This is a genomic window from Salinicoccus sp. Bachu38, from assembly GCF_038561955.2.
Classification (GTDB): domain Bacteria; phylum Bacillota; class Bacilli; order Staphylococcales; family Salinicoccaceae; genus Salinicoccus; species Salinicoccus bachuensis.
In genome coordinates this window covers 711,965-738,296 of sequence record NZ_CP138333.2, presented here as the reverse complement: position 1 = coordinate 738,296, position 26,332 = coordinate 711,965, and the positions used below count along the sequence as shown (strand labels likewise).

At 45.4% G+C, this 26,332-nt stretch carries 25 protein-coding genes, 1 tRNA gene, 1 pseudogene and 1 riboswitch; of the genes and pseudogenes, 2 read left to right on the top strand and 25 right to left on the bottom strand.

Annotated features, from left to right (window positions below; all coding sequences use genetic code 11):
• Positions 1-12: 12 nt before the first annotated feature.
• The 7 genes from RQP18_RS03700 to RQP18_RS03670 form a co-directional block, all read right to left on the bottom strand.
• Entirely contained in the window at positions 13-1,011 is a 999-nt protein-coding gene (locus tag RQP18_RS03700) for a ThiF family adenylyltransferase (protein ID WP_342388814.1), read from the bottom strand.
• Positions 1,011-1,778: a thiazole synthase gene (locus RQP18_RS03695; RefSeq protein WP_342388813.1), complete on the bottom strand. Its 768-nt coding sequence runs from the start codon at positions 1,776-1,778 to the stop codon at positions 1,011-1,013. The genes RQP18_RS03700 and RQP18_RS03695 overlap by 1 nt, the downstream gene beginning before the upstream one ends.
• A 2-nt stretch (positions 1,779-1,780) precedes the next feature.
• Positions 1,781-1,981, bottom strand: coding sequence for a sulfur carrier protein ThiS (gene thiS / locus RQP18_RS03690; RefSeq protein ID WP_342388812.1), 201 nt, complete (start codon positions 1,979-1,981; stop codon positions 1,781-1,783).
• The gene (locus RQP18_RS03685; RefSeq protein ID WP_373446158.1) at positions 1,971-3,083 is read right to left on the bottom strand and encodes an NAD(P)/FAD-dependent oxidoreductase; all 1,113 of its coding nucleotides are present in this window, start codon (positions 3,081-3,083) and stop codon (positions 1,971-1,973) included. The genes thiS and RQP18_RS03685 overlap by 11 nt, the downstream gene beginning before the upstream one ends.
• Positions 3,076-3,558: a thiamine phosphate synthase gene (locus RQP18_RS03680; RefSeq protein ID WP_342388810.1), complete on the bottom strand. Its 483-nt coding sequence runs from the start codon at positions 3,556-3,558 to the stop codon at positions 3,076-3,078. Before RQP18_RS03680 ends, RQP18_RS03685 begins: the two co-directional genes overlap by 8 nt.
• Positions 3,559-3,716: 158 nt before the next feature.
• Positions 3,717-3,826, bottom strand: a riboswitch (TPP riboswitch).
• A gap of 172 nt (positions 3,827-3,998) precedes the next feature.
• On the bottom strand, positions 3,999-4,934 hold the full coding sequence (locus tag RQP18_RS03675) for a nucleoside hydrolase (protein WP_342388809.1): 936 nt from the start codon (positions 4,932-4,934) through the stop codon (positions 3,999-4,001).
• A 91-nt stretch (positions 4,935-5,025) separates the two neighbouring features.
• Positions 5,026-6,960, bottom strand: coding sequence for an aconitate hydratase (locus RQP18_RS03670; RefSeq protein WP_342388808.1), 1,935 nt, complete (start codon positions 6,958-6,960; stop codon positions 5,026-5,028).
• Between the two features lie 204 nt (positions 6,961-7,164).
• Here RQP18_RS03670 and RQP18_RS03665 point away from each other — a divergent pair, with 204 nt between their 5' ends.
• Positions 7,165-7,356, top strand: coding sequence for a hypothetical protein (locus RQP18_RS03665; protein ID WP_342388807.1), 192 nt, complete (start codon positions 7,165-7,167; stop codon positions 7,354-7,356).
• A gap of 136 nt (positions 7,357-7,492) precedes the next feature.
• Here RQP18_RS03665 and RQP18_RS03660 read toward each other — a convergent pair whose 3' ends face one another.
• The 13 genes and pseudogenes from RQP18_RS03660 to RQP18_RS03600 form a co-directional block, all read right to left on the bottom strand.
• Positions 7,493-7,921: an RDD family protein gene (locus RQP18_RS03660; RefSeq protein WP_373446122.1), complete on the bottom strand. Its 429-nt coding sequence runs from the start codon at positions 7,919-7,921 to the stop codon at positions 7,493-7,495.
• A 139-nt stretch (positions 7,922-8,060) separates the two neighbouring features.
• Positions 8,061-8,131: transfer RNA gene (locus tag RQP18_RS03655), tRNA-Thr, on the bottom strand.
• Between the two features lie 179 nt (positions 8,132-8,310).
• Entirely contained in the window at positions 8,311-9,114 is an 804-nt protein-coding gene (locus RQP18_RS03650; RefSeq protein WP_342388805.1) for a LolA family protein, read from the bottom strand.
• Between the two features lie 176 nt (positions 9,115-9,290).
• Positions 9,291-9,965, bottom strand: coding sequence for a hypothetical protein (locus RQP18_RS03645; protein ID WP_342388804.1), 675 nt, complete (start codon positions 9,963-9,965; stop codon positions 9,291-9,293).
• 196 nt (positions 9,966-10,161) lie between these two features.
• Positions 10,162-10,281, bottom strand: a pseudogene (locus RQP18_RS03640) (M24 family metallopeptidase); the annotation flags it as partial.
• Positions 10,282-10,550: 269 nt separating this feature from the next.
• A complete protein-coding gene (tkt, locus tag RQP18_RS03635; RefSeq protein ID WP_342388803.1) occupies positions 10,551-12,563 on the bottom strand; it encodes a transketolase in 2,013 nt (670 codons plus the stop codon).
• An 83-nt stretch (positions 12,564-12,646) separates the two neighbouring features.
• The gene (gene glpX / locus RQP18_RS03630; RefSeq protein ID WP_342388802.1) at positions 12,647-13,603 is read right to left on the bottom strand and encodes a class II fructose-bisphosphatase; all 957 of its coding nucleotides are present in this window, start codon (positions 13,601-13,603) and stop codon (positions 12,647-12,649) included.
• 19 nt (positions 13,604-13,622) lie between these two features.
• Positions 13,623-14,114, bottom strand: coding sequence for a ribose 5-phosphate isomerase B (rpiB, locus tag RQP18_RS03625; protein WP_342388801.1), 492 nt, complete (start codon positions 14,112-14,114; stop codon positions 13,623-13,625).
• A gap of 182 nt (positions 14,115-14,296) precedes the next feature.
• Positions 14,297-14,953 carry a dihydroxyacetone kinase subunit DhaL gene (gene dhaL, locus RQP18_RS03620; RefSeq protein WP_342388800.1) on the bottom strand — a complete coding sequence of 219 codons (657 nt, stop codon included), beginning with the start codon at positions 14,951-14,953 and terminating at the stop codon, positions 14,297-14,299.
• Positions 14,954-14,970: 17 nt separating this feature from the next.
• Complete coding sequence (locus tag RQP18_RS03615) at positions 14,971-15,975, bottom strand: dihydroxyacetone kinase subunit DhaK (protein ID WP_342388799.1); 1,005 nt, start codon at positions 15,973-15,975, stop codon at positions 14,971-14,973.
• A gap of 61 nt (positions 15,976-16,036) precedes the next feature.
• A complete protein-coding gene (locus tag RQP18_RS03610) occupies positions 16,037-17,338 on the bottom strand; it encodes an MFS transporter (protein ID WP_342388798.1) in 1,302 nt (433 codons plus the stop codon).
• 32 nt (positions 17,339-17,370) lie between these two features.
• Positions 17,371-18,480, bottom strand: coding sequence for an MDR/zinc-dependent alcohol dehydrogenase-like family protein (locus RQP18_RS03605; protein WP_373446121.1), 1,110 nt, complete (start codon positions 18,478-18,480; stop codon positions 17,371-17,373).
• A 59-nt stretch (positions 18,481-18,539) separates the two neighbouring features.
• Complete coding sequence (locus tag RQP18_RS03600; RefSeq protein WP_342388796.1) at positions 18,540-19,307, bottom strand: SDR family oxidoreductase; 768 nt, start codon at positions 19,305-19,307, stop codon at positions 18,540-18,542.
• Positions 19,308-19,594: 287 nt separating this feature from the next.
• Here RQP18_RS03600 and RQP18_RS03595 point away from each other — a divergent pair, with 287 nt between their 5' ends.
• A complete protein-coding gene (locus RQP18_RS03595; protein WP_373446120.1) occupies positions 19,595-20,443 on the top strand; it encodes a DeoR/GlpR family DNA-binding transcription regulator in 849 nt (282 codons plus the stop codon).
• Positions 20,444-20,507: 64 nt separating this feature from the next.
• Here the strand turns inward: RQP18_RS03595 and RQP18_RS03590 are convergent, their stop codons facing one another.
• The 5 genes from RQP18_RS03590 to RQP18_RS03570 all read right to left on the bottom strand — a co-directional run bounded on the left by RQP18_RS03590 (position 20,508) and on the right by RQP18_RS03570 (position 26,182).
• The gene (locus RQP18_RS03590; RefSeq protein WP_342388794.1) at positions 20,508-21,635 is read right to left on the bottom strand and encodes a M24 family metallopeptidase; all 1,128 of its coding nucleotides are present in this window, start codon (positions 21,633-21,635) and stop codon (positions 20,508-20,510) included.
• Positions 21,635-23,044: a sodium:solute symporter family protein gene (locus RQP18_RS03585; RefSeq protein WP_342388793.1), complete on the bottom strand. Its 1,410-nt coding sequence runs from the start codon at positions 23,042-23,044 to the stop codon at positions 21,635-21,637. Before RQP18_RS03585 ends, RQP18_RS03590 begins: the two co-directional genes overlap by 1 nt.
• A 241-nt stretch (positions 23,045-23,285) precedes the next feature.
• Positions 23,286-23,813 carry a YdcF family protein gene (locus RQP18_RS03580; RefSeq protein WP_373446119.1) on the bottom strand — a complete coding sequence of 176 codons (528 nt, stop codon included), beginning with the start codon at positions 23,811-23,813 and terminating at the stop codon, positions 23,286-23,288.
• 152 nt (positions 23,814-23,965) lie between these two features.
• A complete protein-coding gene (locus tag RQP18_RS03575; protein ID WP_342388791.1) occupies positions 23,966-24,970 on the bottom strand; it encodes a GNAT family N-acetyltransferase in 1,005 nt (334 codons plus the stop codon).
• Positions 24,971-25,027: 57 nt separating this feature from the next.
• On the bottom strand, positions 25,028-26,182 hold the full coding sequence (locus tag RQP18_RS03570) for an aminotransferase class I/II-fold pyridoxal phosphate-dependent enzyme (RefSeq protein WP_342388790.1): 1,155 nt from the start codon (positions 26,180-26,182) through the stop codon (positions 25,028-25,030).
• Positions 26,183-26,332: the final 150 nt, after the last annotated feature.

Sequence of the window (26,332 nt, the reverse complement as noted above, 5' to 3'; positions counted from 1 at the left end):
CGACAGGAATGGTCATCTGATAGACTTTAAAAGTGTCCTATAAAAATCGTAGGCCAAGTCATCTGATGGGATTCCATACACGTTCATCCGACCATCCTGAAATACGGTCATTTCTATATCTTTATAACTGATAAGCTTTACAAAGGGAGTTTCCTTCTTGATATTACCAGGTAGATATTCTGCACTGTCGAAGGCAGTCCTTTTCAACCTGAACATGTATGTTCCTCCACACAATGCCTCAATAGGACCGCTTTCTTTTTTATTCAACAATTCATATTCACTTCTGTCACAGACAGGACAGCTCCCATCTTTCAAGCCATCGATGTCCATCGTCTGGTTCTTCATTGTAAAAATGTCCAAAGATATGAGTTTTTTAGAGAACCCTTCTCCTGAGGCATACCGGATCACTTCGCCGATTTCGTAGCTTATGACCTGGTGTATGGCAGGTGGAAGCACTCCGTTGATTGCACAGCTTTCCCCTGTGTCGGGAATGATATCGAGCATGCATTTCAAACAAGGTCCAGTGTAGTCCATGGCATATACTGTACCTTTGCTTCCTACCGCTGCACCATAAACCCATGGAATGCCTAGCTTATGACATGCTTCGTTGATTAGAAATCGCATCTCAAAGTTGTCCATGCCATCCAATACGATATCCGGCTGATAAACATTCAATATTTCTTCGATGTTACGCGGGGTTAGTTCGACATGCAGAGCATCAAATCCGACATGTCGATTGATTCGGCCAATATTCTTTTTCAGTACCTCGACCTTCGGAGACATGGATTCGGCATCATGTTCATCATAGAGCGCCTGTCTATGCAAATTGGACAGTTCCACGACATCCATGTCGATGACCGTCAGATGACCCACTCCCATACGGGCAAGCTGTTCTGCCAGATGACTGCCTAATGCGCCGCCTCCCATGATCATTATCCGTGTTTTCATCAGCTGATGCTGGCCCTCTGTCCCGAAGGGGGCGAAACTTGCCTGTCTATTGTAGCGTTCCATCATAGAAATCCAAGCCCGTCGGCGGGACTGGATGCTTGTGCAGTATACTTCACTGGAATCCTCCCAGCTTCATAACTCAGCCTTCCGGCTTCTATCCCCAATTTCATCGCACTTGCCATTTTGACCGGATCTTTTGCAGCAGATATTGCCGTATTCAATAGTACTGCATCTGCACCGAGCTCCATCGCATGGCATGCATCTTTCGGCGAGCCGATTCCCGCATCCACGATAACAGGTACATTTGCCTGTTCAACAATATACCTCATATTGAGGGGGTTGTTGATACCACGGCCGGTGCCTATGGGGGATGCGAGGGGCATGATGGCATGGACGCCGAGCTCCTCCAGCTTTCTCGCCAGCACTACATCATCTGAAGTATAGGGGCATACGATATAGCCTTTTTCCAGAAGTACCCTGCATGCTTCGTATGTGCCGAGAGGGTCGGGGAGCAGGGTCTTGTCATCTCCAATCACCTCGACTTTGATCATGTCACATACACCAGCATGGCTTGCGATTTCGGCAATTCTTACAGCTTCTTTAGCCGTTTTTGCCCCAGCTGTATTGGGAAAAGTGATAAAATCATTCAAATCCACGTTTGCCAGAGGATTCGGAAGGTTCTTGCCATACAGATTCATGCGTCTGACGGCAAAAGTAAGTACCTCCGTTCCTGATTCGGCTATCGCACCGGATTGTATTTCCTCATTTTCAAACTTGCCTGTCCCCAAGAGTAATCTTGATTCCAATTCAAAAGGTCCTATCTTAAACAAAATTAACCGCCTCCTACAAATTCTAATAGTTCCAGCCTATCTGCTTCTCTTACGATATATTCATTGAAATCCTTCTTTTTTATGAGCACATTATTGTGCTCGACAATGATTCGGTCATGATCCAGTTCAAGCGATTCCAATATTTCATGGATACTCATTTCATACTCAAAAGAAAATGAATCCCCGTTGATTCTACATTCCATTACCCACACCTCCTCTGGTGACTTGGAATGGCCTGAGTAGTTCGGGCCTCTGATTTTTGATGACCCAGTCCGCAACGAGATCTCCAATGAGTGGTGATAGCAGAATGCCATTTCGATAGTGTCCGGTGATGACAAAGAGTCCATTGTTCAGTTCGTCCATGATTGGTTGTTCGCGAACCGTATATGGACGTACACCAGACCATTTCTTCAGCAGGCGGCTTTCAGCAAGTACCGGTATGGTCGCTGTGGCCTGAGTTTTCAACCATTCTGTCCCGACATCCGATACGCCCACTGAAAAATCATTGAAGTAGCTTGTCGCTCCGATCAGAAATCGATTTTTATTTTTGGGGACGATGTAGCATCCATTGGTCATGAATACTGTCTGGTCGATATTCAGACCCTCATGTTCAACAAGCAGCACCTCTCCTTTTACACCTGAAATCATGGGTGATATATCATAAGTTTCCAGCAACTTCCCACTCCATGCGCCTCCGGCAACTATCACTTTATCTGCATGGATATCACCGGCTGAAGTCTTCAGCATGTAGGAATCGAATCTTTTCGATATCTGATGGACTTCAGTCCTGCAGAAACGGTCGATTCCTTTTGTGATGACTGAGGTAAGCAGTGCCCTGGTATATTTCCATGCATTAATCTGTCCATCATTTGGAATATGGATGGATAGATTGCGATATACGACCGACCCCTGTGTCAAATTATCGAGTGCCGGCTCGCTCAATTTCTGGACCCGCGGATCATGGCTGTTGAGAAATTGATACTGGGATTCGAGATCAGGAATATCATCCTCATCTGCCGCCATCTTGATCAGTCCCCCCTGTCTGAATTCGATATCCAGATCATGTTCTTCCAGGAATGTCCGACTCAGAGCCTCAAATCTGCTTCTCGATGCAAGGGCCATTCTGAAAAGAGCCCCGTCTTCATTGAATTCATTCTGGGCACCGAGCATGCCACCGGCTTTATATGAAGCATGCTTACCCGGCTCATCACGGTCTATTACCGCTATTTTCAAGCCGTATTCATCAAGTGCTTTTGCTATGGACATGCCAATGACACCAGATCCTACAACTGCAACATCATACATTCTCATACCACGCCCTTCTTACTGCTCTGATTTCTTCAAGATTGTGATCCATAAATAATGAAATGGCACATATGCCGCTGAACCCATCGGGCAAATCGCCTATCGTGTGCTGACCAATTCCACCGATAGCCATGACCGGAATGTCCATATCTACAGCCCGCTCCATTTCATCCAAAGATCTCGGTCGCACTCCCTTTTTAGAAGCGCTTTCAAAAACGTGACCAAAGAAGACATGATCCAGACCATTCTCCCTGGCCTCACTGATGCTTTTCATGGAATGTGTCGACATGCTGACAGATATCTCTGGATGCCTCGCTTTATAGGCATATGCCATCGGATCCCCTTCTTTGAAGTGAATGGCTTTCAACCGAAGCGCTTCCAACACCCGGATGTTGCTATGGATGATCAGTTTATCCTTCGGGAACCCCTTATTCACCAGCATATTGAGGAAGAATATCAGCCCAACTGAATTCATACGTGTCCTCAAAAGCAACCGGTCAACGACAGGCTCAATGTTCATAAAATGCTCAATATCTTCACTGGTCAGTACTTTGTCATGTGTAATTGCGATAAAGATATTTACACCCCAAATAAAAAAGCGTTATTTTTCATGTAGAAAAATAACGCAGATATTTTTAAGTAACGTCACTTTCCTACGCCAGTATGAACTGGATCAGGTTCAAGGAATTCCAAAGTCGATACTTTGATCTCAGCCTTTCACAAAGGCTCTTCCAGTGATTTCGGTTTTATTCAGTTGGTGGATCTTTGCGGCAAGTGAATTTGAATCATTGCCCTATATTTATCATTCTAAATTATTTCGTTACAAAATACAATCATGATCCGATAAACCAGTCGTACAATGAGAGATAGGGTGCTTTTCAAGATTCTAATTTTGAACCACCCCTAACAGGCAGATCACCCTTCCTTGCCAAGCGTCTCCAGGAAATGCGCAACGAACGCTTCTCCGTCCACATCGGTGCATATAGTGACGTTGGGTTCCTTGCCCAAAAGACCGCCAAAGTCGCAGATGGTCTGGCCATAGCCGAGCGGGCTGATTGTCTCCACATCGACATAGTGCTTCTCCGTCTTCAGGAAGTCACGGTTCAGGACGTACCCGACCGTAAGCGGGTCGTGCAGTGCACAGCCGTCTAGGTTGAACCTCTCCTTGCTGAAGGCGCGGTAGACTTCCGTCGACTGCCTGACGAAGTCGTGGTACTTCCTGCCTTCAAGCACTTCGACATCATAACTTGAAAGCAGTGTTTGTTTCGTCACATCAAGGCTCACAAGTGTGGTCTCCGCTCCACTGTGGAAGACGATCCGTGCCGCCTCGGCATCTGTGAAGATATTGAACTCCGAGTTCGGCAGCTTGTTCCCTCTGCCTGCTTCAGACACCAGTCCGCCCATGATGACCACTTCACTGAGCCATTTGGAGAGGTTCGGTTCCTTCCTGAATGCCAATGCCAGGTTGGTCAAGGGGCCGACGGCGATCAGCGTGATTTCTCCCGGATGATTTTTCGCCTGTTCAATGATGAAGTCCGCAGCAAACTGTGCCTCGCATTGGTTGTTATGTTCGAAGCCGTCCAGTGCGTTGCCGATGCCATCATCTCCATGGATATGGTGGACGTGCTCCGATTCCCTCAGCAGCGGCCGATCCGCACCCGGTTGCACGGGAATCTCTTCTCTGCCCGCCAGAGACAGTATCTTCAGTGTATTCACGTTTACCATTTCAAGCGGCACATTGCCGTTCACCGTCGTAATGCCCAGTACATCAAGCTGCCTGCTCTCCAGCGCATACAGGATGGCCAGCGCATCATCGACGCCCGTGTCGACATCCATTATCACTTTCTTCATTATGTATCCCTCACTTTCATATACATGAATTATATCAGAAGTGTAGACTCAAAATAAAAAGGCTCTATAAAAGAGCCTTTGTTCTCCCAAATTATTGTCGCTGTTTCGCCCAGTTGATGATGCCTCCGGCCAGCATGATATCAAGATGCCGGCTGGTCATGCTGTGCTTGACCGTAATCTCTTCACCGGAGTCCTTCAGCCGGACGGTGAATGTGTTTCCGTCCCGGATGGCCTGATGGACATTCCTGAACTCGATGACATCCCCCTCATCGATCTTCTTATGGTCTTCTCGGTCAGCGAAGGTCAACGGCAGAATACCGAAGTTGATCAAGTTCTGCAGGTGGATCCTGGCGAAGTCTTTGACCAGCACCACTTTCAGGCCGAGATACCTGGGCGCAAGTGCCGCGTGCTCACGGCTCGAACCCTGGCCATAGTTGTTGCCGGCCACAATCATGTGTCCGCCTTCTTCCAGCTTCTCCTCTGCCCTTTCCGTATAGGTCTCATCGATGCCTTCAAATACGAATGTGCTGATTTTTGGAATGTTGCTGCGGAATGGCAGTACCCTTGATCCGCCGGCGAGTATTTCATCCGTCGAGATATTGTCATCCATCTTGAGCAGCACAGGCATGTCGAAGTTGTCCTCGATTGGATCGAAATCCGGGATGGTCGACACGTTCGGTCCCTTCGTGATTTCGATGTTGCTGGTGTCTTCCGGAGGGGCTTCGAGCATTTCATTCGTTTTGATGGCTGCGGCTTCTGGTATTTCTGGGTAGTCCATATCGAGTGTCCGCGGGTCGGTGATGACACCGGTCAGCGCCGAAGCGGCTGCAATTTCCGGACTGCAGAGGAAAACCTTGTCCTCCTTCGTTCCGGATCGTCCCGGGAAGTTCCTCGGGGTCGTCCGTAGACTGTTCTGGTCTGTCGCCGGTGCCTGTCCCATACCGATACAGCCGTTGCATCCTGCCTGGTGCAGCCGTGCACCTGAGGAAAGCAGACTGGCGATATGTTTATTCTCCACCAGCTGTTGGAGCAGTAGGCGTGATGTCGGATTGATGTCGAATGAAATGCCGTTGGCAATCTGTTTATCTTTGACGATTTCTGCTGCGACCGCAAAGTCCCGATACCCCGGGTTTGCGGAAGAGCCGATGTATGACTGGTAGATTTCCTGCCCTGCAATCTCCTCGACAGAGACCACGTTGTCCGGGCTGGTCGGCTTCGCAATCAGCGGCACCAGTTCCGAGAGGTTGATTTCATCATGGTCGTCATACTCTGCCCCTTCGTCAGCCTTCAGTTCGACCCACTCATCGGCGCGTCCCTGTGTCTCCATGAAGCGTTTCACTTCCTCATCTGATGGAAAAACCGATGTCGTTGCGCCGAGTTCAGCACCCATGTTGGCGATGACGTGCCGGTCCATTGCAGAAAGGTCATCGAGTCCAGGGCCGTAATACTCGATGATTCTGCCGACGCCTCCATTCACAGTGTGGCGGCGCAGCATCTCAAGAATGACATCCTTCGCACTGACCCAGTCCGGCAGCTTCCCTGTCAGTTTCACACCCATGATGCGGGGCATTTCCACGTAGTACGGTTCCCCAGCCATGGCCATCGTCACATCGATGCCGCCGGCCCCCATCGCGAGCATTCCCATGCACCCATTCGCGCATGTATGGCTGTCCGAGCCAAGCAGCGTCTTGCCAGGTATCGACAGTTCCTGCATATGCACAGGGTGGCTGACGCCGTTGCCGGGTCTGCTGTAGTGTACGCCGAATTTCTGTGCCGCACTCCTTAAGAACTGATGGTCATCGGGATTCCGATGATCATCCTGTATCAGGTTGTGGTCGACATACTGTGCAGAGACTTCCGTCTTCACCTTGTCTATGCCCATCGCTTCCAGTTCCAGCATCACCATCGTACCCGTCGCATCCTGCGTCAACGTCTGGTCGATCTTCAGTCCAATCTCTTCTCCGGGCTTCATTTCTCCCGAAACGAGATGGTCCTGAATCAACTTTTGGGCCACATTCAATGGCATGTTCCCGTCCCCCTTATAGTGTTATACCGTTCTGCTAAAAAACGTCTCTATAGTTACTATTACACTAAACAGTCGGTTGTAAACTGAATATTCTAAACTTTTTTTACTGCAACCTCCAAAAAACTTTCTGTCTTAAACTCATTGGCTACTGGATTTGGAGGTTTTTTAAATCAGTGTATAATGTAATAAGAGGTGGTTGTTACAATGAAAACATATAATCTAAAGAACTTAGATGAACAGAACAATCGTCGAAGAGATATCGCAATAAAAGCCGTAAAAAAAGCTGATCCCGATTTCCATAAGGGTAAACGCAAATTTGATATTCCTAGAAAAACTGAAGGTAAGCAGGAGATTCTGGACAGACTTGAAAGAGAAGAAAATGAACTACTCCATTAGCCATGCGAGATGGGTAAAAATAGCTTTAGGATAATAATAAACAAGACGCGGCAAAGGACGATGATAAACCCCTTGCCGCGTCTTTCATTTGATTAGTGAATCATATGCTGTTCATAGAAATTTATAATTTACTGCTCTACTCCCAATGTTCCGGCCTGTCATATGTGACATACGTGCCGGCAAGGAGATCGTGGATGCTGCGCTTGTCTTCCCTCAATCCCACCATGAATGCCGAGACGATCAGTGCAATACCGAATGTGATGCCATAGATGAATCCGCCGATGACTTCACGTACAACCATTGTTCCAAAGCCCACATTTGTTCCATCTTTCCTCACGACCCTGATATTGAGCACCCGCTTGGCAACGGTGTAACCATAAAGGAACACAGGCATCAGTACAAAATACAGTGCTGCAACTACGCTTTCACCCGTCTGTACAGCCTGGCTGCTCGTGTCTAGCTGGAACAGAAAGACGAGCGTCCCGACCACCATTCCAATCAACAGGCCATCAAGCAGCCGTGCGCCGAGCCTTACCCAGAATCCTGCTACGTTTGACATTTTCAAACCCCCATACTATTTCTCTTTCTTCCATTGTAGCACTGCCACACACTGCAAGGATATACATTCATCCAACAAAAAAGGCCACCGCTTCCGACTGCTGCAGATACAGCAACTGAAACGATGGCCATCATGTGAACGCCTAAGCCGACAGCGAGAATCGAACTCGCATTGCAGCCTTACCATGGCTGTGTTCTACCATTAAACTATGTCGGCAAGTTTTAGATATGTATTGGAAAAATGTCCAAATTGATTATAGCATACCCCAGATACGATATTCCACCTGCGCCATGATTTTTTTATTATATTTTTACCCATTCCATCCAATAGGAATGACAAAAAGCTGCCCTGTCAGCCTTTATGGGTGACAGGGTCATAATGCTTCCAATGATTCATCAGAAACTGTCTAGATCCGTATCATGTTCCGGCTGGGACATATCAATGACCTCTACGTCTTCCGGCAGATTGATCGCGTAACGTTCAGGTGAATGCTCAACATCCCCTTCAAAGGCGATCAGTTCATACACCATCTGGTGGCCATCCTGAATCATGACTTCCTTTAAAATCAACCCATTATTGACATTAAGGTAGACATCAAGCGCTGTTTGCCCTGGATTTTCCTTTGGTGTAAAAGCGATATGATATCCGGCGTGACCGGCAATCTCCACGGTCTCCTCAAGTGCCATCGTATGGCCCTCCTGATAGTTGCGGAGCCGGTTGCCTATGACTCCGGAAGGTCGGGCCATCATGTCTCCGCCCCGCGTCACATCACTGACGTAGGCCACAGAATCCCCTTCGCTGTATTGCCATGCCTTTTCGCCGTCATTCACATAGTACTGTACAGGCATCCCTTCATTATATACTTCCCGGCGAACGAAATCCTTCTCCCCTTCCTTGTGGTACCACTCCTTCGTCTCCGACACCTGTGTCTCATCCTCGTATTCCATGGAAACCCGGGTGTGGAGGAAGTAGTTGACATTCTCTTCGGACCGGGCCTCCACAGCCTCAACTATGGATTCAGCCGTCATCGATTCCGGCGAGGTGAATGTCTCTTCCGATTCTTCGGATGCTTCTGAAGGCTCATCTGGCACTTCAGCCGTGCTCTCTTCAGATCGGGATCCGGTCTCTTCAGTTTCCTTCATTCCACAGCCTGAAAGATACAGGGCTGCCACAATCAGCATCAGCCATCGCATGTTCATACAGCACCTCCCCTCTATGGATCAGATTGGATTTCCTGTCTCTTACAGGCATTCTATCACTGTCTGCTGTATTTTATAATTCAGCCCTCTATATTCCCTCTTATCATATACCCTTTCAGACAGTGCTCCGCACCTCAAAAAATGCAAAAAATAAGAGCAGATTCCTCTGCCCTCTATCATACCAGCCGCTTATTCCATATGACTGTGTCATTCTGGTCATCAAAGCCTGCCGCTTCCTGATGACGCTCCACCTCTGTCTGCCTGATCAGCTGTTCCTGCTTTCGGAAGAGGGTGATGGCACGCTTCCTGTTTGAAACGATGATGGATTCATACTGTGAAGCCATCTCGGCCATTTTTGCTTCAATGGCATCCAGTTCCATTTCGGCACTTCTTTTCACCACTTGAGCACTCCGGCGTTGAAGGATGCAGTCGGCAATCATCCATGTCATTCCGATGCCGCTGCTCAATGTGAGTAGCAAAATGATTCCCATAAGGCCAAAATCAAGGCCGACATACAGGATATGAGCGACAGCCATTAAAACAGCTGCGACACCCGTCACCACTGAGCTCCGGATTAAGCTATGGCAGGAAGTCATGAAGTTATGAAGTTTTCCCTTCCAGTTATGTGAATCAACAGCAGAACGGTCTGACAGCCGGTCTGCCTTCAGGTTTTCATACCGCCGCAACGTATCCTCATAATTATGGCTCAGATCATTCTCATGGTAATCGAAGAGTCTTTTTTCATAATATACAATTGTTTTCTGACAGACATCAATTTCCTTTTCGATACGCGCCATTGCTTTTACACTATGCTGACCAGCTGCATAGTAAGATTGACCTTTATGGACCACGACGTTCTCCCCCACCATGTATGTACAAGTAATTTTACCCGCCCACTACATTATAGGGTATTTTCATCATAATTGCTTATCCTTTATTTCCAAAATGGTGAACAAAATGAAACATTATGGATACTATACACTCTATATCCATTCCATAAAGAAGCCCCTCCCGGATGGAATGTGCCGGAAGGGACTTCAAATCGAATTATTTTATGATCAAGCTCTCTAGATCCCTCGGATATTCCGTGATGACCTCGGCACCGTCCTCCGTCAGTACGACGGTATCGGAGTGCCTGAATCCGCCGACGCCCGAAATATAGATGCCAAACCATTACTTGCTACAGGCTGAATTCAGCTATACTCTCCATCGTAGAAAGTGCCATCAACTTCTCTGCCCCTCGGTTAGCTGAGGGCCTTATTATGCAGGTGGATTGAAAGTGGAGATTGCAGATTGCAAATAAAGCGGTAATAACTAAATGCAAATTTCTGTATTTCTGACTTCAAGGATTTGCACTTGTATTCTAGAAAATCAGATTATGACTCTTTTCTAAATTAAACTGTTCAATTCACTTCAAAAGTGAGCCCACAAAAATATCAAATTAGCATATCTTCTACAATCTTCACTATATTCTCTACGGTAAACCCGCACTCTTCCATGATTCTTTCACCTTTTGCTGAAGCTCCAAAAGTGTCTATTCCGAGGACTTCTCCTTCATCTCCAACGTATTCCCTCCAACCGAAGGGAGAGGCCATTTCAATCCCGAGGCGTTTCTTCACATTCGGGGGGATGATTTCATTTTTATATGCTTCGTCTTGTTCTTCAAATCTGTCCCAAGATGGCATACTGACCACACGAACATTTATATTCTTTTCAGATAAAGCTTTTTTGGCTTTGACAGCTAATTGAACTTCAGAGCCAGTAGCAAGTAGAATTGCATCTAGTACGTCTTTGCTTTCCTTACTTACCACATATGCACCTTTTTCTACACCTTTGTATGCATTTTCTTGTGTGCCTTCAAGAGTGGGAAGGTCTTGCCTTGTCAGTACCAATGCAGTTGGCCTATCCTTAGATTCCATTGAAAGACGCCATGCTGCTTGTGTTTCATTTGCATCTGCAGGTCGAATCACTGATAATCCAGGCATTGTACGGAGAGATGCAAGGTGCTCGACTGGCTCATGTGTAGGACCATCTTCACCCACAGCGATTGAATCATGTGTAAAAACATAAGTGACAGGCAATTGCATAAGCGCAGATAAACGCACTGCCGGACGAAGATAATCACTGAAAACGAAAAATGTTCCCGCATAAACTTTAAGACCACCATGAAGCGCCATACCATTAAGTGCAGCAGCCATAGCGAATTCTCTAACCCCAAACCATATATTGCGGCCTTCGAAACTCTTTCTTGAGAAGTCTTTCTGATTTTTAATCAGTGTCTTATTGGACCCAGCAAGATCGGCACTGCCTCCAAGGAAATTCGGCACTGCCTCAGCAATTGCGTTTAACACTTCTCCTGAGGAAGCACGTGTAGCGAGTACATCTTTACCCTCTTCATATGTCGGCAAGTTTTTTTCCCAATCTTGAGGTAATTCTCCGTTCATTGCTAAAGCTAACTGTTTAGCATCCTCCGGATACTTTTCTTCATATCCTTCAAATAAACGGTTCCAGTTACTTTCTGCCTCTGCACCTGTTTTAATGACTTTTTCATTAAAGTCTTCATATACACTCTTAGGCACATCAAAAGGCTCATGTGCCCAACCATAATATTCTTTAGTCAATTTCACTTCTTCTTCACCGAGGGGTGCACCATGAGATTCAGAAGATCCAGACTTGTTTGGGGAGCCGAAACCAATAGTGGTCTTAACTTCAATCAATGTAGGCTGATCAATGTTGCTTTTTGCTTTTTCCAGAGCACCCCCTATGTCTTCGGTATCATTTCCGTCGTCAACGCTAAGCACTTGCCATCCATAAGCATTAAACCGCATTTGTGTGTTGTCAGAAAATGACTTGCTTAATTCCCCGTCTAGAGAGATATCATTTGAATCGTATAACACAATCAGCTTGCCCAACCCAAGATGACCTGCAAGTGAAGCAGTTTCATGAGAAATACCTTCCATCAGATCACCATCACTGATAAGTGCAAAAGTATAATGATCAACAATAGGAAAATCTTCCTTGTTAAATACTGAAGAGAGATGCGCTTCTGCCATAGCCATTCCAACAGCGGTAGCCAGCCCCTGCCCCAACGGACCTGTAGTGGTTTCTACACCGTCTGTATGATGTACTTCAGGATGGCCTGGAGTACGTGATTCCCATTGGCGAAAGTTTTTTAAATCTTCCATCGTCACATCATAACCAGATAAATGAAGCAGACTGTAAAGTAACATTGAACCGTGACCAGCAGAAAGGACGAAACGGTCCCGGTTGAACCATTTGGAATGTTCCGGATTGTGTAACATATGTCTCGTCCACAGCGTGTAAGCCATTGGAGCTGCACCCATAGGCAATCCTGGATGTCCGGAACTTGCCTTCTCAATAGCATCAATGGATAGAGTACGAATGGAATTAATAGATAGTTGTTCTGTAGAAACTTGAGTTAATGGCATTACGGTATGTTCCCCTCATAATAAGATTAGAATTCTTTTATGCCAGAAAATAATCTCTTTTTTTAAATCTTCTGACTTACCGACTATACTGTCTGTATTACAGTCTCAAACTTGTGTTCGCTTTCAATGTAACGCAACTGTTTATCTTTCCCGTCAATTAGGACGGAGTGAGTGGTATAAGAACGCCCACTACACTTGATTCCATTAAGGAGAAAACTGTCTGTAAGACCTGTCGCTATGAATATACATTCATCCGATTCTACTAACTGATCAAGTTTAAGAACCCCTTCCGGGTTATCGATACCCATATCTTTGCAGCGATTTAATTCCAAATCATCTTGAGGTTTTAACTTTGCCTGCATTTCTCCGCCAAGAGCTCTAATTGCTACTGAACTCAATACCCCTTCCGGAGCCCCTCCGATACCAAGGAACATATCGATATCAATATGCTCCATACATGTTGCGGCAGCATAAATGACATCGCCATCGTTAAAGATTTGGACTTTGGCACCAGACTTTCTAATTTGATCGATATACTCAGCATGCCGCGGCCTATTCTGAACTACTACGTTCAGTTCTGATATATCCTTGCCATTTGCCTCGGCAACTGCTTTCATATTCTCAATTAACGAAGCTTCAATATCAATCTTCCCTTTAGCTTTTGGCCCCACAGCAAGTTTTTCCATATACATATCAGGAGCATGCAGAAGCTTTCCTTTTGGAGCGGCTGCAATAACCGTGATTGCATTCTCTTGTGCATTTACAGTTGGAGTGGTTCCTTCAATCGGATCTACTGCAATATCTACTTCAGCAAAACCACCTTTTCCAAGCCTTTCACCAATATAAAGCATTGGTGCTTGGTCTATTTCACCTTCGCCGATAACAATTCTGCCTCGCATCGGAATAGTGTTCAATGCATTTCTCATTGCAGTCGTTGCGGCATCATCCGCAGATATTTTATCACCTCTTCCAACCCAAGGTAATGCAGCAATTGCAGCTGATTCAGTCACTCTCAAAAATTCTAGTGATAATGATTGCATTGGATTTCCCCCTTTCAAATTAACTGTCTAGATTATTGGAAGTGGCCATCTTCTCAAAACTGCGACCAACAAACTCCTGCTCTTTTTCAATGATCTTGTCCACCTTGCGTTTTGATCCATCTGCCCATTCAACATTCAAGTATGCCTCTACAACCTTCTTAGCTACTTCCTCTCCAATAATTTGAGCACCCATTGTTATAATCTGCGCATTATTACTGAGTTGAGCACGTTCTGCAGAGTACACATCATGAGCAGTTGCAGCGCGAATCCCTGGGTACTTGTTAGCAGCAATAGCCACACCAATACCGGTTCCACACACAAGAATTCCCCTATCCAGATTTCCCTTACTAATTTCTTCAGACACTTCGAATGCTACATCCGGATAATCTGTTGATGCACAGGAATGACAACCGTAATCGACCAGTTCGTGCTCTGTTGACTCTTGTATAAAATGTTTGACTGCTTCTTTCATCTCAAATCCGTTATGATCACTGCCGATACCAATTTTCATGTTCAATTCCTCCAGTTTTAATAAATAATGTATAAAACTTCATTAAATTTCGTTTACATATTTTTCTCTTCACTTAACTTTCATTTATTTTCGTTTGAGATTTTAAAAATGAATCAGAAATATATATTCCTGATTCATTTAATTCGAGTATTCAACCAGTTTTATCTGTTTTAGAATATGGCTCAACCCACTTGAGCAGTATGAGACTTAATGAAATTCTGGAAAGTTGCAAGAATCAAATAGGCAGAGGTTGCTCCAGGATCCTGTGCTCCGATTGATCGTTCACCGAGTCGGCTGGACCTGCCTTTTTTGGAAACGATGTCCTTCGTATATTGCATACCTTTTTCTCCCGCTTCCACAGCTTCATTAAATGCTATGCGAAAGTCCTTTGTTTCCGCAAAAACAGACTCCAACTTATCCGCAAATGGCTCCAATGTGTCGACCATTGTCTTATCGCCTACTTCTGCTTGGCCGCGCTCTTGTATTCCTCTTGCAAAAGCTATCCAGAATTCTGCAAGGTCATTGTCACCGATTACTGATTTACCTTTGACTACCTTAGCACCCCTCATGAAACCTGTAGCATAGAGCGGCCCCACAGAAGATCCAACTGCATTAAGGAATGTTTTTCCAACCATAATATTGATTTTCCCGCAGTCTTCTTCTTCTACAAGTTCATTATCAATCTTTTCATCGACCGCTTGCCAACCTATAGACATTGTTACGCCATGATCTCCGTCTCCAAGTTTACGATCGAGCTCACATAAGTAATTTTTCTCCTCTTCAACCATGCTTATAATCTCTTTGTAGTAACTTTTAAATTGGTTTGCTGAAAACTCCATTAGTGGATTCCTCCTTTTTATTTTTGGACAAACATAGGGCAGTTTACTGGATGGTCGATTGCTTCTTCCAGTTCATCATCCAATTTCATAAGTGTTACTGAGGCACCGCCCATTTCAAGAGATGTAATATAGTCTCCGACATAGGATCGATAGATATCAATACCACGTTCGTTCAGAATCTGTTCTACTCTACGGTACATAACATATAGTTCCATTCTGGGTGTGGAGCCCAAGCCATTCACCAGTACCGCCACTTTTTCACCAGAGTTTATTTCTATATCTTCCAGAATATCGTTGACCAGACGATCAGTAACACTGTCTGCAGATTCAATTTTCCCTTTCTCAAGCCCAGGTTCTCCATGATGACCGAGTCCGATTTCCATTTCATCTTCACCTAGTACAAAACTAGGTTCGCCTGTCTGAGGCAATGAACAAGGAGAAAGTCCAACGCCCATGGAACGAGTATTATCATTCGCCTTATTGGCTACTCTTACAACTTCTTCAAGTGAATATCCAAAATCTGCTGCAGCACCTGCCGCCTTGAATATAAAGAACTCACCTGCAATACCACGACGTTTTTCCTTTTCTTCTTTCGGAGCTGAGGCTACGTCATCTGTCGCTAAAGCCATACCCACTTGAATGTCCTCTTCCAGATCAGCCATCTCAGCTGCCATTCCAAAGTTCATTACGTCCCCAGCATAATTGCCATATAGATAAACAACACCAGCACCTTTGTCGATATTCTTAGTCACTTCCAGAATCGGATCAGGCGAGGGAGATGCAAATATATTGCCGACAGCCACACCGTCAGCCATACCTGAACCGACATATCCCATGAAACCCGGTTCGTGTCCAGAGCCACCGCCGACTAGGATACCGACCTTGTTCTCCCTAGTTTCTTGGGAGGTGACAAGCGCTCTTGCATTTTCAGGAACTTGGCGAATAATATCTGGATGGGCCTTAACATATCCTTCAATCATTTCTTCCACTATATCTTTAGAGTCGTTCATCAGCTTCTTCATCATTATTGCTCCTTATCATTACTCTTTTTATCATTTGCTCAATATTACAAATCCTTATATATCAGACTGTCGTGGATGGGACACTCTGTGCTGTATTTTTTTCGGCTTCCGCTTTCGCCGTGTTATGTTCTGGGATTTTCAAGAATCTGGTCATTATAGCTGCTATAAAATAAAATCCGGCAAGAATCCATACCAATCCTTCAGGACCCACGGCATCGAAGAAGAGAGCAACAAGCGCCGGGCCAACAAATACACATAAACCTGCGCCTAGATTCAGAATAGACATTGCTGCACCTTTATCCCCATCGCCAACAAGTGATGGTGTTAAGGCAGACAATGGAACAAATCCTGCGATACACGCTCCCCAGAGCATACCTATAATCGCAACCATAACTACGTTACCAGTGAAGATTTGAGGGGCATAGAAAAGGGATAACGTAAATACACCACAGCCGACTGCTCCGAACCATGTAACTGTATTTCTCCAGCCAAATTTATCTCCGACATAGCCGAATATTAGATTGAATACAATATTTGATATGAATATCGTTCCCCAAATGTTTAGCCAGACAGTCGTCTCTATACCGTATCCGGCTAGATAGATAGGCAGAAACAAAGGGAAGGCATATTGGGAAGATTGATTAATGATACGGACAATACCAGCAATAGCTACCTTCGGTTCCCGTTTCAATATTGTAATACCATTTGATAGTTCTTTTAACTTGGAGGCATTACTTTCCTTTTTAACTTTCAATTCTAATTTGTCGCGGTTTACTACAATTGCGAATACCGCTCCAATAACCACCCAGAGAAGACTTGTCCATAATGTAGGTACATGCCCTATAAGTTGTATTGACCAACTGGAGTAGAATGCGCCAAGCACACTCAACCCACCTGTAAATACAAACCAGAACCAGCCGACTGCCTTACCCAGTTGTTGGTGAGGCGTACGATACGTAATCCACACAAGAAATGCATAGGCAAAGAGTGGGTAGCCAAAACCTCTGATGGCATATGTAGGAACCATCAACTCGTAGTTCAAGGTCGGTATCGCCAAGCCCACAAAAAGTACATGTCCTATAATGTAGAAAATTACACCTAGCAACATCGTCTTCCTAGGTCCTATACCTTCCACAAGTACACCCGAAAACCATGCACCAATGGCAATCGTAACCCCGTAAGCTGTTGTTAGAAAAGCTGCTTGCTGAACTGAAAGTCCTTGGTCTACAAGATATGGACTGATCCAAGCCAGTTCAAGTCCATCCCCCATCATAAAGATTAATACTCCGAAATATCCCCATACCAAATGAGAAGGTATACCTATTTTATCCAGAAAGGTACTATTAGCTGATAGATGTGTCATTTGTCATCCCCCTTTGTTGACTCGTAGTAGAACTACGGTTTCAATATGACTTTCAATGATTTTTCGCCTTTTTTCATGAGTTCAAATCCTTCTTCGAAATCTCTTAGTTTCAATTGGTGTGTAACTACACCTTCAGTTGGAAAATCTCCATTTACAATACCGTCAATCACAATTGGATAGCAGTATGGGCCCAGGTGAGAGCCAAGAAGATCCAATTCCTTACGATCACTAATTATGCTCCAGTCCACTGTAACCGGTTCACCAAATACACTGAACTCTACAAAGGTTCCCAGTTTACGGATTGCATGTAAACCTTGTTCTACAGATTTAGGATGTCCGGAAGCTTCAATATAAATATCGCAGCCGTATCCTTCTGTCATATCCTTAATCTCTTTCACTACATCCACCTTGCTTGGATTCATCACAATATCAGCACCAAATTTTTTTGCCAGCTCCAAACGATCATCTTTCATATCTAATACAACGATTTTCGCTGGTCCTGACTTCTTTAGGGCGCCAATCATCCCTAGTCCAAGCGTACCGGCACCCGAAAGTACGACAACATCTCCGAGTTGTGGCTGAGCTCTTTGTACTGCATGCAAACTACATGCATAAGGTTCAATAAGTATGGCCTGCTCAATAGTCAATTCTTCTGGCACTTTGAAGTTAATTGCTTCTTTAGTAAACTTCATGTATTCAGCCATACCGCCATTAACATTTTTCTGGAATCCATAAAGATCATGCTTCTCGCACATCCAATACTGACCCCGGTTACAGAACCTGCAGTCCCAGCATGGAACGATCTGCTCAGAGATGATACGATCCCCAACTTCAAAATCATCTACAGCATCCCCTTTTTCAACGACACGTCCGATAAATTCATGTCCTGGAATCATAGGCGCCTTGATATAGGAGGGTTGCGTATCATCACCCCAAAAACTGGGTGCGCCATCATATGCTTTAATGTCTCCTGCGCAAATGCCACATGCTTCGAGCTTTATGATGATTTCTTTGTCATTTTCAATTTCAGGTATGCTGACCTCTTCATAACGGTAATCTTTCGGCGCGTACGCTACAACCGCTTTCATTTTCTCAGGCATTGATTCCCGACCAGTTTTACTCTCAGCTATTTCATTCATCATTAATTCTCCTTTATCAATTTTTCTATAGTAAATGGTAATCTCAAAATTTTATCTACCTTTTATTTAATTGTGTTTCCACCATCCATGACAATGTTCTCTCCTGTAATTAAATTTGCTGCATCACTGGCTAGGAACAATGCGATGGCCGCCACTTCTTCAGGATATCCAAAACGCCCAAGAGGAATCTCTCTTTTTGCTTTTTCTCCCTTTTCACCTGCCCACGCCTTCTTCCCAAGTTCTGTGAGGACGACTGTAGGGGAAATTGCATTCACTGTAATGCCGAATTGAGCCCATTCATAAGCAAGCGTTTTAGTCATTCCAAGCAATCCAGCCTTACTCGTGCTATATGCGACATGGTTATCAAGGGCAATCAAAGCAGCTTGGGAGGCCATATTGATGATTTTTCCACCCTCACCACTACTGATCATAATGTTCCCTACTTGCTGAGTCACTTTGAAAAGCCCATCCAGGTTGATTGCCATAGTCTTCTTCCAATATTCATCAGATATATTTTCTGCGTCATCCAGTAAAGCAATGCCAGCACAATTTACAAGGATATCAACTCTGCCAAACTTCTCTTGCACCATTTCTATTGCCTGAGTAATACTGCCAGCATCCGTTACATCACATTGGATACCTACTGTACGTTTGCTATCAATCTCCATTGCAACTTCATTTGCTTTTTCGTTCATGTCAAGAATCGCAACTTTAGCTCCCTTTTCTATGTACAACTCCACAACAGCACGACCTATACCACTTGCACCTCCTGTGACCACCGCGACTCTGTCAGTGATGTTGAAGTTCTTGTCATACCCTTTAAATCCCATACAACCCCTTCTTTCTAATATACTTTGGGTGTCTTATTCCTTTTCAAATCACTCATATCATGAAAAATCACAAAATCAATATGATATAATACAGGTACTAAAAGTTTCAAAACACATTTTTTAAAACTTGAAACGAAATAATACGATGATTTGCAATCGCTTTCAACAATTGTTATAAGAATAATATTATCATTTATTTTCGTATTGTCAATTAATTTTTTAATAATTCTAATATATTGAAATCATATATAAGTTAAATGATATATTCGAAAATAAACGAAACTATAATGATAACCTGGAAATTTATTGATAGAATATATAATAAACATGCAAAAAATAAAGAGGATGAGGAATCAATGAAAATGTTCGCAAGTGAAAGAAGAAATGAAATACTACATTACTTACAGGAAAAGCAAAGGGTTACAGTAAAAGACCTTGCAAAACGAATTGGCGTATCCGAAGCGACGCTTCGATCCGATTTGACAAAAATGGAAACCGAAGGATTGTTAACGAGGACACACGGGGGCGCTGTTCTCAATGACTATACAGATGGCGAGATGAGTTTTTCTGCACGTGAGAAGAAAAATAGAAAAGAAAAGAATCAAATTGCAAGAGAAGCCTATCGCTTTATTGAAGAGAAACAATGTATATTACTGGATGCCAGTTCAACTGCACTCGAACTCGCTCGTTATTTGAAACACCAGGCTATAAAACTGACTGTTGTAACAAGTGGTATTCAATCTGCCCTTGAACTTAAAGAAAACCCGGATATAACGGTGATACTAATCGGTGGTGTAGTCACTCCCGGCTCTAGTTCTATAGAAGGTAAGCTTGGTCTAGATATTCTGGATCATGTCAATATTGATATGATGTTCACTTCTGCAAGCGGCTTTTCTATTGAAAAGGGACTAACAGACTTCAATCTTTACGAAGTTGAACTTAAAAAAGAAATGGTCAACCACTCTCGAGAAGTTGTCGCTATTATCGACAGTTCCAAGATAGGTATCAACTCAAGTGCCGTTTTTGCCAAGGTTAGTCAGATAAATACATTGATCACTGACAAACCCATAGAAGAAAAAATTTCCAATGACCTGGTAAAATATGATATTACCATGGTTTCCCCCATTTTAAATTAGCAGCAAAAAGAGGGACAGCAGACTACAACCAGTCTGCTGTCCCTCTTCTTATGCATTTATACTGCTATTCAAAAACCATGCTCTCCAGATCCCTCGGATATTCCGTGATGACCTCGGCACCGTCCTCCGTCAGTACGACGGTATCGGAGTGCCTGAATCCGCCGACGCCCGGGATGTAGATGCCGGGTTCGACACAGAATACCATGCCGGCTTCGAGCACGAGGTCGTTGTCGAAGCGGAGTGAGGGCTCTTCATGTTGCCCGATGCCGATGCCGTGTCCGGTACGGTGGGAGACGTAGGAGTCATACCCTGCTTCCTTGATGACATCGAGGGCCGCTTGGTTGACGGCTTTTGCGGTGACGCCCGCCTTGATGAAATCGAGTGCAGCGAGGTGTGCCTCCAGCATGACTCTGAATGCTTCCCTCTGTCCCTCCGTCGGCGCGCCGATGAAGTATGTCCGTTCACATTCCGCCCGGTAGCCGTTCAGGCCGACCTGGCGGCTGTGGATGATGACATCGCCCGTCTCCAGTTTCCGTGTATTGGAGAATACGTGTGGCATGTTTGTCCGTTCGACCCCTGACGGAGACATAACGAAGTAATCCAGTGTGGAATCGGTATGATGCCTTGAAATCTCTTCGAATAGGTACTGGTTGCCATGGTAGTCGATTTCGAGTTCCGACTTTCCCGATCCGGAGTTCTCGAGCGTATGTTTCAGTGCGCCGCTCACAAGCTTGCCGGATTCCTTGATCATGTCGATCTCTTCACCACTCTTGATGGCGCGCATTTTGACGATATCGGCCTGGATATCGACGAGGTCGTGCCCCTTCTCCTGAATGGCTGAGGCAAGTTCAGCCGGCAAGGAACCGAATTCGATGCCCACCTGACTGCCTTCAATGCCATTCAGCACTTTGTCGAACAGTTCATGGTAATCTGTGCTGCCCCTGCCTTCGACTTCATGATAGATGTGGATTGGATTCGCATCCGTCTTCTCCTTCGCGTGTTTCTCCTCGAGCTTCGGAATGATCAGGCTCTGCCTCGCCTGTTCCACGACCATGATGATCGGCCGGGAATAGGTGATGGCTTTGAGTCCGCTGAAATAGAACTGGTTTTCGAAGTTGAATATGATGGCAGCATCCAGATTCTTTTCTGTCATGACCTCTCTGAGGGCTTCCACTCTTTTCGCTCTATCCATTACTCTGACACTTCCTTCATTTCATTATGCTGTCCTTTTGTAAACAGCGTCACGGCAAACAGTACGATGAATGCGATCGGTACCGAGATCAGTGCTGAATTGATGCCTGTCGACTGTACATAGAAGAATTCCCAGAACAATGTGGCGAGCAGTCCGGATGCCATGGAGGCGAGTCCGGCCGGTTTCGTGACTTTAGGGAACAGGAACACTGCGAGCAGTGCCGGTGTAATCCCTGCGCCGTATACTGTATATGCGTACATCTGTACCGAAAGGACAGTCGGGAAGTACATCGTCAACAGGAATGCGATGATGCCGAGTATCGGAATCAGGACCCTTGTGTAGACCAGTTTCTGATGGTCGTTGATGTCCTTCTTCATGTACTTGCCGACGAAATCATAGATGACACTCGTTGCAGCTGACAGCAGATAGGAGTTGCCTGTCGTGACGATGAATGCAGTCAGTGCGGCAATCAGGATGCCGCCAATGACGACCGGGAGTACGCTCGTGATGGCAATCAGTGCCATGCCCGGTTCAATATCCGGGAACATGGAGCGTGAAATGAATGCCAGAATGGAAATCAGCGGTGTGACGATGATCAGGCCGAGAATCCAGCCGGCTGTACCGAGCTTGGTGGATTTGTCATTCATTGAAGAAGACATCCTCTGATAGATGTTCTGGTCACCGAGCAGCAGGAACAGCGTCGGGATGTAGTACCCCATCAGCTGAATGAAGCTCAGCGAACCCGTGGCGCTCATGTGACTCTCCGGCACGTTGGATGTGATTTCACTCCATCCTCCACCGACTGACAAGGCAATCGGCAGTGCGATGATGAGTCCGAAGATGACGAGGAATGCACTGAAGGCATCCGTCGGCGCCACGGACATCAGACCGCCGATGCCTGCCAGGAAGATGATGATCGCTGCGGCAATAATCGTACCTGTGCCTACCGGTATGCCGATCGAGATGTTGAGTATATAGGCGAGACCCTGGTACTGGTATGAAACGATGCCCACGAAAGCGAGAATGATGATCAGGGCTGCAAGCAGACTTGCCACCTTGCCATATTTCACTTCCAATATTTCCGCTACTGTATATTTTCCGTAATGTTTGATTTTTGACGAAATGAGGAAGATCGTTCCAATACCGATGAGCGACGGCAATGTCGACATCAGTGCCGGCCATATCCCGAAGGAGTATGCCAGTGAGTTCTGTCCACCCGTTACAGAACCGCTTCCGACCCACGTTGCAAGCAATGTCCCCATCAGGACGACCGGTCCCAGAGACTTGCCAGCGAGTATGAAGTCCTCACTCGAACTGATTTTCTTGGAGTAGTACATGCCAAGCAGCAGCATGAATACGCCATAACCTACTACAAACCATATGAGTATGGGTTGATTTGAAAATTCCATTGTTTTCCCCCTGTGTTTGTATTGTGTCCTTTAACAACCTAACACATTAGAATTTTCATTTCAGCTTCTCATCCGGAAAAAATTTTAGAAATCCTTTGATGTCAAGGGATGAGCTCAAAAAGTAAAAATTTTCAGTAAAATAACGTTTTCATGTACATACAAGTTGTAAATTAACAATAAAATGCATCCTGAGAGCTTCATTTCAGCTCCAGGATGCATTGATTTTTACATTTCTTCCATCCTACTCACTCCACCAGTAGATGCCCATCCTGTACACCCACAACTTGATATATTCGCTGTACCATACATAGAATGCGTCCCCGCTCTCATGCCATCTTCCTTCCTGCATAGGTAAGGCTGAAATATAGTGGAAATCGAAGCTTCCGTCATTCAACTTGTCATAGATGTACTTGGAGCGTTTGATATGCCAGTCGCTCGTTACGATGAGTGCAGAGGTCATATCGAGACGGTCCATGATATCCATGGTTATGGTGGCGTTGGTGTAGGTGCTGGTTGCCTTGTCTTCCAATATCAGTGCTTCTTCGGGTATGCCGTATTCCATTGCGAGTGCCGAGCTTTGGTTGAGTTCGGCCGACTCGATGACTGGAGTGATCAGGACATGATCTGCATAGCCTTCGTGATAGAGTTGTGCGGCTTTCTGCATCCTCGAAGCTTCGCCCCCGCCAAGCATCACAATCAGATCACTTTCTACAGGCTGATCCGTATAGCTGTGATCAAAGCTGTCGATGATTGATACAACAATCAACATCAATGAAATGCAGAACAAAATGATTATGATCCTTATTTTCATATGTCCTCCTCACCAAGCAAAGTGGTGCAGTTGCATCCTGTTGTCTGCTGTCAGTCCATTTAATCAGAACTGCATTCCAAAGTTTATTTCTTGGAATGCAGTGCAGAATGCTAATTCTTTTTTACCGCGATCTTCGGTGCACGGTATGCCGGGAAGAAGTCCGTCTCTCTATCAATCCCCTTCTTTCGGCATAATGCGTCGTACACTTTGTGGTTCCATATTCTCCTGCCGATATGGAAATCGAACTCGGTATGGCTGGAAAACCGCTTCTTGAACTTGAGTACGGAATCATCCTCCGCATTGGTGACCCCGCCGCCATAATGCACGAAGGAGAAGCCATTCGCTTTCGCCCAGTTCATCATCGTGTATTTCAGAAGATAGGCCGGCGAATGATGGAGGTAGTCCGCCAGGGTGCCATTCAGGTGATCATGGATGACGTCATCCGACATGAAGTACAGCCCCATAGCGATGATCCTGCCCTCGAAGAATACGCTCGTCGTGAACAGCTTGTCACCGAACTCCCATTTCAGCCTTTCGAAATATTCACGGTCGAAATAGTAGAAGTCAGTTGCATGGTGACGATCCATCGTATCGTTGTATATCTCGATGAAATCTTCGATATCCTCGAATTTCGCCGCCACCAGGCAGGAGAATCTGTCATCCCGTATAAGCTTCCTGACACGCCTGCGTGCCGTAGAACAAAACTCGCTCTGGAATGGATCTTCAAAGTTAAGCAAGTCTGTGCCGACTGTTTTCCTCGTATAACTCACATCATAGATGCTTCTGAATGGCTCCTGATTCTGGAACATCGGATGGAACCGCACAAATTCAGAAACGATGTTATGCGTCTCACAATAGTCCACCAGAGTATCTTCGAAGACTTCAATAAGCTTGGTCATATTCGTATACTCATGGATGATCGGTCCTCCGTATCCATAGGGCGTCACCATATCATAGTACTTCACGCCATTGATTTGGGTACCAATCTCCCTTTTGATGGCGCTGTGGGTAATATGACCATACTCGCACTCTATGTCGATGAAAATCGCTTTCCCACGTTCTATCAGTTCGTTGACTTGTGCATATTCTTTGGTAAAGTATATGTCTTTGTTCACTGTAGACCCTCCAATAGGTAGATTCGCATATCCAATACGCTCTTCGAGACTCAAATATCAGGCAAAGAGTTCGTGGGTCAGCAATCGATCCCTACACAACTGAATGACCTTTTCTATCTCTTCTTCGGTCATCTTGGTGTCGGACGGAAGACAGATGCCATGTTCGAAAAGGTATTTTGAATTATCTTCCTCATTGGAAAAATATGTTGTCCCTTCAAACAGCGGCTGCATATGGAGTGGCTTCCAGACCGGCCTCGATTCGATATTGTGTTCATCAAGGTACTCGATCAGTTCGTTTACAGTGATTCCGAGCTTTTTAGAGTCGATGAGCATGGTGGAAAGCCATCTCGTATGGTATGAACCTTCGATTTCAGGCATGAATTCAATGCCCTCCACATCTTCGAGCCCCTCCACATACTTGTCGAAGATGTCCCGCTTCTGCTGGATACGCGCTTCCAGCACTTCCATCTGGCCGCGTCCGATGCCTGCACAGACGTTGCTCAACCGGTAGTTGTACCCCACCGATTCATGCTGATAGTGTGCAGCGACCTCTTTGCTCTGGGTCGCTTTCTTGAGTGCTTTTTCGATGAGCATCTCATCATTGGATATGATCATCCCGCCTCCTGATGTCGTGATGATCTTGTTGCCGTTGAATGAAAATATGCCGAATTTGCCGAAGGTACCGCTCATCCTGCCCTTGTATACCGCACCCAGGGATTCTGCCGCATCCTCGATGATGGGTACACCATACCTTCTGCATATTTCGCTGATTTCATCCATCCGTGCCGACTGGCCATACAGGTTGACGACAATAATCGCTTTTGGCTGCTTGCCCTGCATCTTATAGTATTTCAAAGCCTTCTCCAGCGCTTTCGGACACATGTTCCAACTGTCCATCTCGGAATCGATGAACACCGGTGTCGCATCGTGATATAGCACCGGATTCGCGCTCGCTACAAATGTGAGTGAAGAACAAAGAACGATGTCCCCCCGCCCGACCTCAAGCAGGTCGAGTGCAAGGTGGATTCCGCCTGTCCCGCTGGCAAGGGCGCACGCCGCATTCGCTCCTGTAAATTCCTTGACCTGATCTTCGAATATATCGACATTTTCTCCTAGTGGTGCAATCCAATTCGTATCGAATGCCTCTTGGACATACTTCATTTCCGTACCGCCCATATGAGGTGATGACAAAAAAATTCTGCATTGAGACATGACTCGGTCACCTCTCCCTTAATTGGTTTGTTTCTCACGTTTCCATTCCATATCCTCGGCTTCCCGACAAAACCGAAGATATGTCCTTATATTCATATATTGAACGCCCTATTCTTTCTCTATAGGCACGTCCGGATTCTCTCTTTCAAA

Bases quoted from the DNA above. Each gene is read 5' to 3' on its own strand.
- RQP18_RS03605 (WP_373446121.1), bottom strand. From the start codon at position 18,480: ATGATGAATGAAATAGCTGAGAGTAAAACTGGTCGGGAATCAATGCCT.
- RQP18_RS03600 (WP_342388796.1), bottom strand. From the start codon at position 19,307: ATGGGATTTAAAGGGTATGACAAGAACTTCAACATCACTGACAGAGTC.
- rpiB (WP_342388801.1), bottom strand. From the start codon at position 14,114: ATGAAAATTGGTATCGGCAGTGATCATAACGGATTTGAGATGAAAGAA.
- RQP18_RS03680 (WP_342388810.1), bottom strand. From the start codon at position 3,558: ATGAATTCAGTTGGGCTGATATTCTTCCTCAATATGCTGGTGAATAAG.
- RQP18_RS03585 (WP_342388793.1), bottom strand. From the start codon at position 23,044: ATGGAATTTTCAAATCAACCCATACTCATATGGTTTGTAGTAGGTTAT.
- RQP18_RS03650 (WP_342388805.1), bottom strand. From the start codon at position 9,114: ATGAACATGCGATGGCTGATGCTGATTGTGGCAGCCCTGTATCTTTCA.
- RQP18_RS03670 (WP_342388808.1), bottom strand. From the start codon at position 6,960: ATGCCATTGAATGTGGCCCAAAAGTTGATTCAGGACCATCTCGTTTCG.
- tkt (WP_342388803.1), bottom strand. From the start codon at position 12,563: ATGCCATTAACTCAAGTTTCTACAGAACAACTATCTATTAATTCCATT.
- RQP18_RS03615 (WP_342388799.1), bottom strand. From the start codon at position 15,975: ATGAAGAAGCTGATGAACGACTCTAAAGATATAGTGGAAGAAATGATT.
- RQP18_RS03700 (WP_342388814.1), bottom strand. From the start codon at position 1,011: ATGGAACGCTACAATAGACAGGCAAGTTTCGCCCCCTTCGGGACAGAG.
- thiS (WP_342388812.1), bottom strand. From the start codon at position 1,981: ATGGAATGTAGAATCAACGGGGATTCATTTTCTTTTGAGTATGAAATG.
- RQP18_RS03685 (WP_373446158.1), bottom strand. From the start codon at position 3,083: ATGTATGATGTTGCAGTTGTAGGATCTGGTGTCATTGGCATGTCCATA.
- RQP18_RS03595 (WP_373446120.1), top strand. From the start codon at position 19,595: ATGATAACCTGGAAATTTATTGATAGAATATATAATAAACATGCAAAA.
- RQP18_RS03675 (WP_342388809.1), bottom strand. From the start codon at position 4,934: ATGAAGAAAGTGATAATGGATGTCGACACGGGCGTCGATGATGCGCTG.
- RQP18_RS03580 (WP_373446119.1), bottom strand. From the start codon at position 23,813: ATGTTGATTGTTGTATCAATCATCGACAGCTTTGATCACAGCTATACG.
- RQP18_RS03570 (WP_342388790.1), bottom strand. From the start codon at position 26,182: ATGTCTCAATGCAGAATTTTTTTGTCATCACCTCATATGGGCGGTACG.
- glpX (WP_342388802.1), bottom strand. From the start codon at position 13,603: ATGCAATCATTATCACTAGAATTTTTGAGAGTGACTGAATCAGCTGCA.
- RQP18_RS03665 (WP_342388807.1), top strand. From the start codon at position 7,165: ATGAAAACATATAATCTAAAGAACTTAGATGAACAGAACAATCGTCGA.
- dhaL (WP_342388800.1), bottom strand. From the start codon at position 14,953: ATGGAGTTTTCAGCAAACCAATTTAAAAGTTACTACAAAGAGATTATA.
- RQP18_RS03590 (WP_342388794.1), bottom strand. From the start codon at position 21,635: ATGGATAGAGCGAAAAGAGTGGAAGCCCTCAGAGAGGTCATGACAGAA.
- RQP18_RS03610 (WP_342388798.1), bottom strand. From the start codon at position 17,338: ATGACACATCTATCAGCTAATAGTACCTTTCTGGATAAAATAGGTATA.